Source organism: Arenibacter sp. F26102 (assembly GCF_023015865.1).
Classification (GTDB): Bacteria; Bacteroidota; Bacteroidia; order Flavobacteriales; family Flavobacteriaceae; genus Arenibacter.
The window spans coordinates 72,630-81,188 of the sequence record NZ_JALKBC010000021.1; the positions used below are offsets into that span (position 1 = coordinate 72,630).

The window sequence follows — 8,559 nt, forward strand, 5'->3', positions numbered from 1 at the left end:
TTAGGTGATTAAGTTCTCAAAACATTTGTGCCTGATGTGCTCAAGTTGGCACTGGTTCTTTAGAATATCGTTGATAATCTCCACCACAGTCCTTTTTCTAAGCATTATTTTGTCCTATAAGTGCATCAAGGTATTTCTCATGTTCTTTTATATTTTGGTCATTTTAAATATAATTTTCCAGTTGGTAGCTAGGATAAAGAGAGCAAATAACCTTTTTGCCGAAAGAAAGCGTAAACTTCAAACTACGCCCCACAATTTGTTAAGAAAGAAAATATCACTGAAAATCAAGAGATCAATAGGACTTGATTCCATATATAGAATGATCCTTCGAAGCGTGAGTATTTCCAGACATCTTATTAACACTCAGTAAAATTGGACATTAGGCTGAACTACAAATAATTAATTTCCAATTGTAGGCGAAACCCCTTTATGCGTTTTGGGTACTTGGTTTCTTGATCCGAAAACAAGTTGGGCATTCGCTATGATAGTACCGATCTACAGATGCGTTCCTCTTTATAACGGTTAAATTTTCTTTTTTTATGCCCGTCAACAAGTGTTTAACAACACTAAAATCTTAAAACTTTATGACCATGTTACCTTAATGTATAGTGCTATTTATTGCATGAAAGATGTTGAGTGAATAGGATACACAAAGTTCCATGTGACGTATTAACTTGACATATAGGTCTTAGCGCCCCAACTTCACTAGGAAATTTACACCAGACCGTACTGCTTTGTAGGTGAAATTTCTCCACAACCACAACTTCCAATATTAAATTATAATAATGTATTTATTAAGGTTTCTTTAACAATAGCAATGTCCTTTTTAACCAGCGTTTAAATTTTCAATTTTGCGCTTTAGAAAAAAAAACCTGAAAATTAAATGTGCTAAATATGACGTAAAAATCTTCAGATAAGCTGAAACCCCAAAAGTACTTTTTGCCATTAATATGTATAGTACACAACTGAAGTATACGGCAGAGAAGTATAACATTCAAAAAAAAAACAAATTCAAAACTCTATTTATTTTTATTATGTTAAACCCTCGACGGAACATTAAATGTTCGTATTCAAAATCACCAAAGACAAAGATTAGTTCGTTGTTTTTACTAGTATTCGTTGCTCTGTATTCCAACAGTTATGCACATGTAAACAACGATATTATTAACTCTGTATATAATGTGTATCAGCAAACAGTATCAGGTACCCTTACAGATAATTTAGGAGAACCGCTCCCTGGAGCGAGTATTTTGGAAAAAGGTACTACTAACGGAACTACTTCCGATTTTGACGGTAATTTCTCCATAGATGTATCAGATGAAAATGCCGTTTTGATCATTTCATATATTGGTTTCACTACACAGGAAGTCAACTTGAACGGAAATCTGAATATCTCGGTAGTTTTGTTGGAAAATGCCGCTGCATTATCCGAGGTGGTTGTTACTGGATATACATCAGAAAGAAAAAGTGACCTAACTGGAGCAGTCGCTATTGTTGATATGGGGGGTATTGTAAGCCAACCTGTTGCCAGTGTCGACAATATGCTACAAGGCCAGGTTTCTGGTGTTAACGTTGTAAGTTCAGCCTCTCCTGGTGGCCCAAGCAGTCTTAGAATCAGGGGATACAGCACGATACGGAATAACGATCCTCTTTATGTAATAGATGGTGTGCCTACAACTTCAGGTATCAATCTTATCAACCCGAATGATATTGAGTCGCTTCAAGTATTAAAAGATGCTTCATCTTCGAGTATCTACGGTTCTAGGGCCGCAAATGGTGTTGTAATCATTACTACCAAAAAAGGAAAATCAGAGGAAACAAAGGTTTCCATCAACATGCATTCCGGTATTCAGAATACTACTAATTTACCTAACAATCTAAGTGCACAGAATTATGGAGATGTATATTGGCAAGGTTTTGCCAATGACGGAATAACACCTGCCCATGCCATATATGGCAACGGAACTTCACCGGTAATTCCCGACTTTTTAGATGCTGAAAACACCATTCCTTCCGCTAACACCGATTGGGTCGGTGAAATTTTTGATCCAGCCATTATCCAATCTTATAACTTAAGTTTGGCCAAAGGAGGTGAAAAGTCCCATAGTATGTTCTCTTTAGGTTATTTTGATCAAGAAGGAACGTTGAAATACACCGATTTTAGTAGAATTACTGCACGCTTAAATTCGGACTATAAATTGTTTGATGATGTGGTAACAATTGGCGAAAACCTAACCGTAGCTTACTCCAAAAGTGTTGGTACCAGCACTAATTCATTGTTGGGCAATGCCGTTTACGATGCCTTCAGAATTCCCAGTATAGCTCCAGTGTATGATATAAATGGAGAATTCACTGGTTATCCATTATCGGATACTCAAAATCCGTTAGGCAATTTATACCGAAATAAAGATAATATTGAAAATAGGGTACGCGTGTTTGGAAATGTATTTACCGAAATTCAACTTTTTGAGGACTTAAAATTCAAAACTAATTTTGGACTTAATTATACTACGTCAGACAGAACATCATTTAGCCCTACTTACAAGGAGCCGAATCCACAGCGAGTAATCAATAGTTTGTCCGTCAGAAATAACAGGCAATTTGACTGGGTATGGTCGAATACTTTGAACTACACAAAAACTTTTGCTGACAAGCACAATTTTAGTGCCCTAGCCGGAATTGAAAGTATCGAAAATTTATATGATGTTACAACAGCTTCTATTGATGACCTGCCTACTAATGAATTAAATATCAGAATATTAAATGCAGGTGACCAAGGCACACAAACGAATAGCGGTGATAAAATAGAGTACTCATTATTTTCGTATTTCGGTAAATTAAATTATACCTACGATAATAAATATTTGTTCTCTGCTACCTTAAGACGTGATGGTACTTCTAAATTATTGAACAATAGATGGGGTACTTTTCCGGCACTATCAGCGGGTTGGAAAATATCGGAAGAAAACTACTTTAATAAGGAGGGAGTTATATCTAATTTGAAATTACGTGCTGGATGGGGTGTAACGGGTAATCAAGACATACCTGCTTACCAAACTCTATCTGGTTATAGTAGTAATCCATATTATTCCAACTACGCCATTGATGGAGCTCAAAACAGTACACAAACTGGTTTCACATTATCCAGAATTGCGAATCCCGATTTAAAATGGGAAACAACTACACAGACCAATGTCGGTTTGGATTTTGGTTTTCTTAATGATGCCTTAACTTTTTCTGCGGACTACTTTTATAAGAACACGGAAGATTTATTATTGTTTAAAACCTTAGCACCTGATCAAGCAGGTTTTTCCAATAGCGGTCAATGGCAGAATGTTGGCGAGATGGAAAACAAAGGTTTTGAGTTTACAGCAGATTATCAAAGTAATCGCGAAAAAGACTTTAACTATAATATAGGTATTAATTTCTCTGTTATTGATAATGAATTATTGTCCTTAGGTGAAGGCATTAATTTTATAGAAACAGACCCTGGGGTTTTACATAGTGTAAATTTTGACCAGAGTACCTCAAGAACTGCAGTTGGGCAACCAATAGCTTCCTTCTACGGTCATGTAGTAGAAGGTATCTTTTCTTCAGATGCGGAAGCGGCTTCAAGTAACCAGTCTAACGCCGTTGCTGGGGATTATAGGTTTAAAGACATCAATAACGACAATGTTATAGATGATCTTGATCGTACTTTCATTGGTTCTCCACACGCAGATTTCACCTATGGCATTAACTTCACGGCCAATTACAAGGCATTGGATTTAACATTGTTCTTTCAAGGTTCGCAAGGAAATGATATTTATGATTTGTCGCGATACTATACTGATTTTTTCAACTTGGCCAACTACAATAAGAATGATCGTATTCTAAATGCTTGGACACCACAAAATACCAATACGGATTTAGCCAGGGTTTCTTTGAATGATCCCAACAACAATATTAGACCATCTTCTTACTATGTACAAGACGGTTCATTTTTACGCTTAAAAACTTTTCAATTGGGATATACCCTTCCAGAAAATGTAGCTGAAAAAATAAAAGCGTCGCGAATTAGAATTTATTTGGAAGCATATAATTTATTTACCATTACAGGATATGAAGGATTGGATCCTGAAATTGGATTACAGAATTATGATTCCGATGATCGTAACCTGGATATTGGTGTAGATAGAGGTATTTACCCGAGTTCACAGACATTTACATTAGGTCTTAATTTCAACTTTTAAAAAAATATCAAAATGAAAAATATAATCATATTATTTGCCTTAATTGGGTTGCTTGTCTCCTGTAGCGATGAGTTCTTGGAAAAAGAACCATTTGGAGAGCTAACCGACGATCAAGTAGTATTACCCGAAAATATAGAATCTTTGGTAATCTCTGCTTATAGCATATTAAATGGACAAGGTAATGAAGCCTCAAATGCATTTAACTCGCCAGCTTCCAACTGGAGTTTTGGAGATGTGCTTTCTGATGATGCCTATAAAGGTGGTGGCGGTACCGGTGACCAAAACCAAATTCACAGAATGGAGATCTACAATATTGATGGCCAAATTATTGATGTTGTCCAAAAATGGAGTGTACTTTATGAAGGTGTTTATCGTGCAAATACCGTTCTAAAAGCTTTAAAAAATACTACTGAATTTGATGAGGCTACCAAAACACAGCGCGTTGCTGAAATGCGTTTTATAAGAGGGCATTTCTACTTTGAACTTAAAAAACTGTATAATAGAATCTCTTATACGGATGAGGATGGAAATTACTTATCGAACACCCAAATTACCCCTGAAGAGATTTGGACAAAAATAGAGGAAGATTTTAATGCAGCCATTGCTGTATTACCGGAAACGCAGGCAGATCCAGGAAGACCAACAAAATACGCTGCATGGGCATACTTAAGTAAAACTTATTTATACCAGGGAGAATGGCAGTTGGCAAGTGATGCTGCAGACGAAGTTATTTCTAAAGGAGGTTATAGTTTAACGCCTAATTTTAGTGAAATATTTATTCCTGAAAACGACAATGGTGAAGAAGTTGTTTTTGCAATTCAATATTCTATAAACGATGGTTCCCCTAGTAATTACAATGGATCCATCGGTGATCGTTTAATGCCTCCTGGCGGCCCTAGATATGCAGCATATGGCTTTTTACGCCCTTCTCAGAATTTAGTAAATGCGTATAAAACCGACGTTGATGGAATGCCAATAATTGGAAATATTGATGTTACCGAAACCGATAATGTAGACCCAAGATTGGATGTTACCATTGGACGACCAGGGATCCCTTATAAAGATTTAGAGATTAACTATGAAGAAAGTTGGGCTAGGGATTTAGCTACCTATGGCCCATATGGCCCAAAGAAAAGGGTAGTTTCAGCAAATCATCCTGCTTATTTACCATCTTGGCCTTATGTTACAGCTGCCAACTACAGTATTATTAGATATGCCGATGTTCTGCTATGGAAAGCAGAAGCTGAAATAGAGTTGGGTAATTTCGAAGAAGGGAGGACCTATATAAATATGATAAGAGAGCGGGCAAAAACGAGTAGTTATATTCAAAACCTCGAAGGCACTGCAAATGCGGCCAATTATATGATCGACACTTATAACGATCCCTTTACTTTGAAAGAAGAAGCTACAATAGCTTTAAGAACGGAACGTCGTTTGGAAATGGCACACGAAGGTCATCGCTTTTTTGATTTAGTACGATGGGGTATTGCCGCAGATGTTATAAACGCCTATTTGGCAAAGGAAAAGATAGCAAGAGGCTTTTTAACCGGAGCTACATTTATGGCAGGTAAGCATGAATATATGCCAATACCTCAATCCCAAATAGATGCTGGTGGTAAAGATGAAAGCGGCAACTCACTTACCACCCAAAATCCTGGTTATTAAGCTAGAGAATTAATTCAAGTTAGACTGGAAAAGGGAGTGGAATTAGTTTCCCTCCCTTTTTTAGTTCAGGGAATACTTCAATTTGAATGGGATAGCCTAAAATTGTCTGTGTTCGTTGCAGTGGGACAAGGGGTCTCACCTACTGAAAACCTGATAAATAAAATAGGGAAGGCCAGCGCTTTCCCTATTTTTGTTTCCACTCAATTTTGAAAACAGGATTTACAGAATCCCGATGAACCCTCACTGAAAATAGAAAAGTGAATCCTAGCGCCTTCCTACTTTTTTTGTTTCCGTTCGATTTTGAAAACAAGATTTACAGAATCCCGATGAACCCTCAGTGCAAATAGAAAATTGAAGCCTAGCGCCTTCCTACTTTTTTTGTTTCCGTTCGATTTTGAAAACAGGATTTACAGAATCCTTATCAACCCTCAGTGCAAATAGAAAAGTGAAGCCTAGCGCCTTCCCACTTTTTTTGTTTACCATGTTCGCCCAAACTGCGTTAAGCAAACTTATCAGAACAGGATTTACAGAATCCTTATGAACCCTCAGTGCAAATAGAAAAGTGAAGCCTAGCGCCTTCCCACTTTTTTTGTTTCCCATGTTCGCCCAAACTGCGTTTGGCTCCATGGGAAACAAAAAAAGTGATTTGCAAATGCAAATCACTTTTCTGCTTGGTCGGGATGACAGCACCCCAAGTATCGATACAAATGATTGATTTTCAGTATTTTGAGTGTATTTATCAAAATCAAATCCCTATATGGTCACTCGATTTATAAATAGCTTAAGAACGTATTGATGGTGTGTTAATTACAGGATAAAATTACGAAAAATATCTAACTATAGCCAAATGCAAAACCTAACTTAAATCAATACCATTTTTAAAGGCACTGCCCATAAGTTCCTGCTCTGCTCGTGAAATTCCAATCTCTCCGGCTATTGCCTTCCAATGGCTAACTGAATTGGCAACCTCATCGATAATAATATCCATTTGTATATCATCCAAACGAAAATACTCCCCTACCCTTTTTGCCAATTCGAAATCCAAAGCATTGTTCTCCATGTCAATATTTAATGCTAGTCCGTCTTTATCTATTGATGGGTTAATATCATAAGCTGGAGAAAGTATCCAACCTTTTGAAGTCAGGATAAAACCATGATTACGCAAATGGTCATCGGTATTCGAAACCGCGATATTAAAAACAATCCTACGCCATAATTGGTGTAGGTTTTGATCAATGTTCACCCCATTGGTTTGGATGAATTCGGCAATGTCCAGATAACTTGCTGGGTTATCTCGGATAGTATCCTCATTATTCCCTGTCATTGTCATGGCTGATGAAAAATGGATACGCTCTTTCCTTATCCTATCAAAACGTTGTGTAAAAAAGGTATTATAGTTTCCAGTAATTTTTTCAATTCGGGAGGGTGCCATTTCGATTCCACAATTTATTGCCAATCGATATGCCAAAAATTCCCATGCTCCTTTATCTATAGTATCATTCTTTGAAGGAAATTTTGCTATCCAAAGATTTCCATGTTCATCCAAAATATTGGCTTTGGGTCTGGCACCTCCCAAAGAAGATCCTGGCGCCATAAGAACATCCAACCATTTTCTTGCCTCCTCATTATCCGAATCGTTTTCAAAATGCTTGGCAGCTTCTTGAAGTTCCCTCACTGACGACCAAGGGGGCGTAGGATTCTCTTCATTATTATCCAAGAATGGCCCGTCAAGGTCTGTTTTAAAACGTAAAGCCCCCATCCGACTTTCATCATATACACCTAACAAGTAGTCGATCTCATATAAAGTAGTAGCTTTTAGATTCTTCTCATTAGCTAGTTGGGCTGCACGTCTTTTCATTAGTGTTCTTCCCCAGGTATCTGGCATGCTATCCAAAAAGACACCAAAGTTTTCCTTCTTATATGGGTATTGTGGACCGGAATAAAACTGGATATCGGGATCTAACAATAGTTGTTGTTCAGATTTTATCCAACCCTTATCATATTCAAAACTGAATGCTTTCTTTCCTTTAGCATTGTGTGCTGCCAAAACACCTATCATCTTAGCTTCTGGCATTCCTTGCCAATGTGCATAAACGTATATGTCTAATTTCCCAGTTGCCATTTTTATATTATAACAATTCTAAATCTTGTAATTTTCTTCCAAATTCATCATCGTCAGCTAGCTTTAGAAAATCATCTTGTAGCCCTAAAACCCGCAATACATTAAAGTATGAACCAATACTAACGCCAGGATCTCCTTTTTCTATAAGGTATAGTGTGCTCCTAACAATATCAGCCCTTTCAGCAACTTGAACCGTCGTAAGCTTTCTTCTTTTCCGCGCTAATTTTATGTTTTCACCCATCAGCCCCAAAATTTTAATATGTTTAGGGAACAGTGTTTGTTTTCTTTTAGCCATAACCAAAATGATTGTTATTTCATACAAATATAGATATTTTGATTGAAATAACAATCATTTTATTAAATGTTGTAATAGAGAGGCTTAACAAGTACCGAAATTATCCCCAAATCCTTTAGATTAGCTTAATTAGATATATAAGCCAAAAAGGATAATGATGATGTTGAAAAGAGGGGGTTTGGGGGAGACTTATAACTTCCAGAAATGTCCATAACTTTAGCTTATTCAAAAAGAATGGGGTGAAC

At 36.9% G+C, this 8,559-nt stretch carries 4 protein-coding genes; 2 read left to right on the forward strand and 2 right to left on the reverse strand.

The genetic code is table 11. The features are described 5' to 3' along the window. Positions 1-1,100: 1,100 nt before the first annotated feature. Positions 1,101-4,232, forward strand: a complete 3,132-nt coding sequence (locus MWU78_RS20700; protein WP_247001406.1) for a TonB-dependent receptor — start codon at positions 1,101-1,103, stop codon at positions 4,230-4,232. A 12-nt stretch (positions 4,233-4,244) separates the two neighbouring features. Continuing rightward, complete coding sequence (locus MWU78_RS20705; RefSeq protein WP_247001409.1) at positions 4,245-5,897, forward strand: RagB/SusD family nutrient uptake outer membrane protein; 1,653 nt, start codon at positions 4,245-4,247, stop codon at positions 5,895-5,897. Positions 5,898-6,753: 856 nt separating this feature from the next. Here the strand turns inward: MWU78_RS20705 and MWU78_RS20710 are convergent. Both MWU78_RS20710 and MWU78_RS20715 read right to left on the reverse strand, forming a co-directional pair. Further along, positions 6,754-8,019 (reverse strand): HipA domain-containing protein, encoded by a 1,266-nt coding sequence (locus MWU78_RS20710; RefSeq protein ID WP_247001411.1) that lies wholly within the window; start codon positions 8,017-8,019, stop codon positions 6,754-6,756. A gap of 7 nt (positions 8,020-8,026) precedes the next feature. Continuing rightward, positions 8,027-8,314 carry a helix-turn-helix transcriptional regulator gene (locus tag MWU78_RS20715; RefSeq protein ID WP_247001413.1) on the reverse strand — a complete coding sequence of 96 codons (288 nt, stop codon included), beginning with the start codon at positions 8,312-8,314 and terminating at the stop codon, positions 8,027-8,029. Positions 8,315-8,559 lie beyond the last annotated feature (245 nt).

Bases quoted from the DNA above. Each gene is read 5' to 3' on its own strand.
- MWU78_RS20705 (WP_247001409.1), top strand. From the start codon at position 4,245: ATGAAAAATATAATCATATTATTTGCCTTAATTGGGTTGCTTGTCTCC.
- MWU78_RS20710 (WP_247001411.1), bottom strand. From the start codon at position 8,019: ATGGCAACTGGGAAATTAGACATATACGTTTATGCACATTGGCAAGGA.
- MWU78_RS20715 (WP_247001413.1), bottom strand. From the start codon at position 8,314: ATGGCTAAAAGAAAACAAACACTGTTCCCTAAACATATTAAAATTTTG.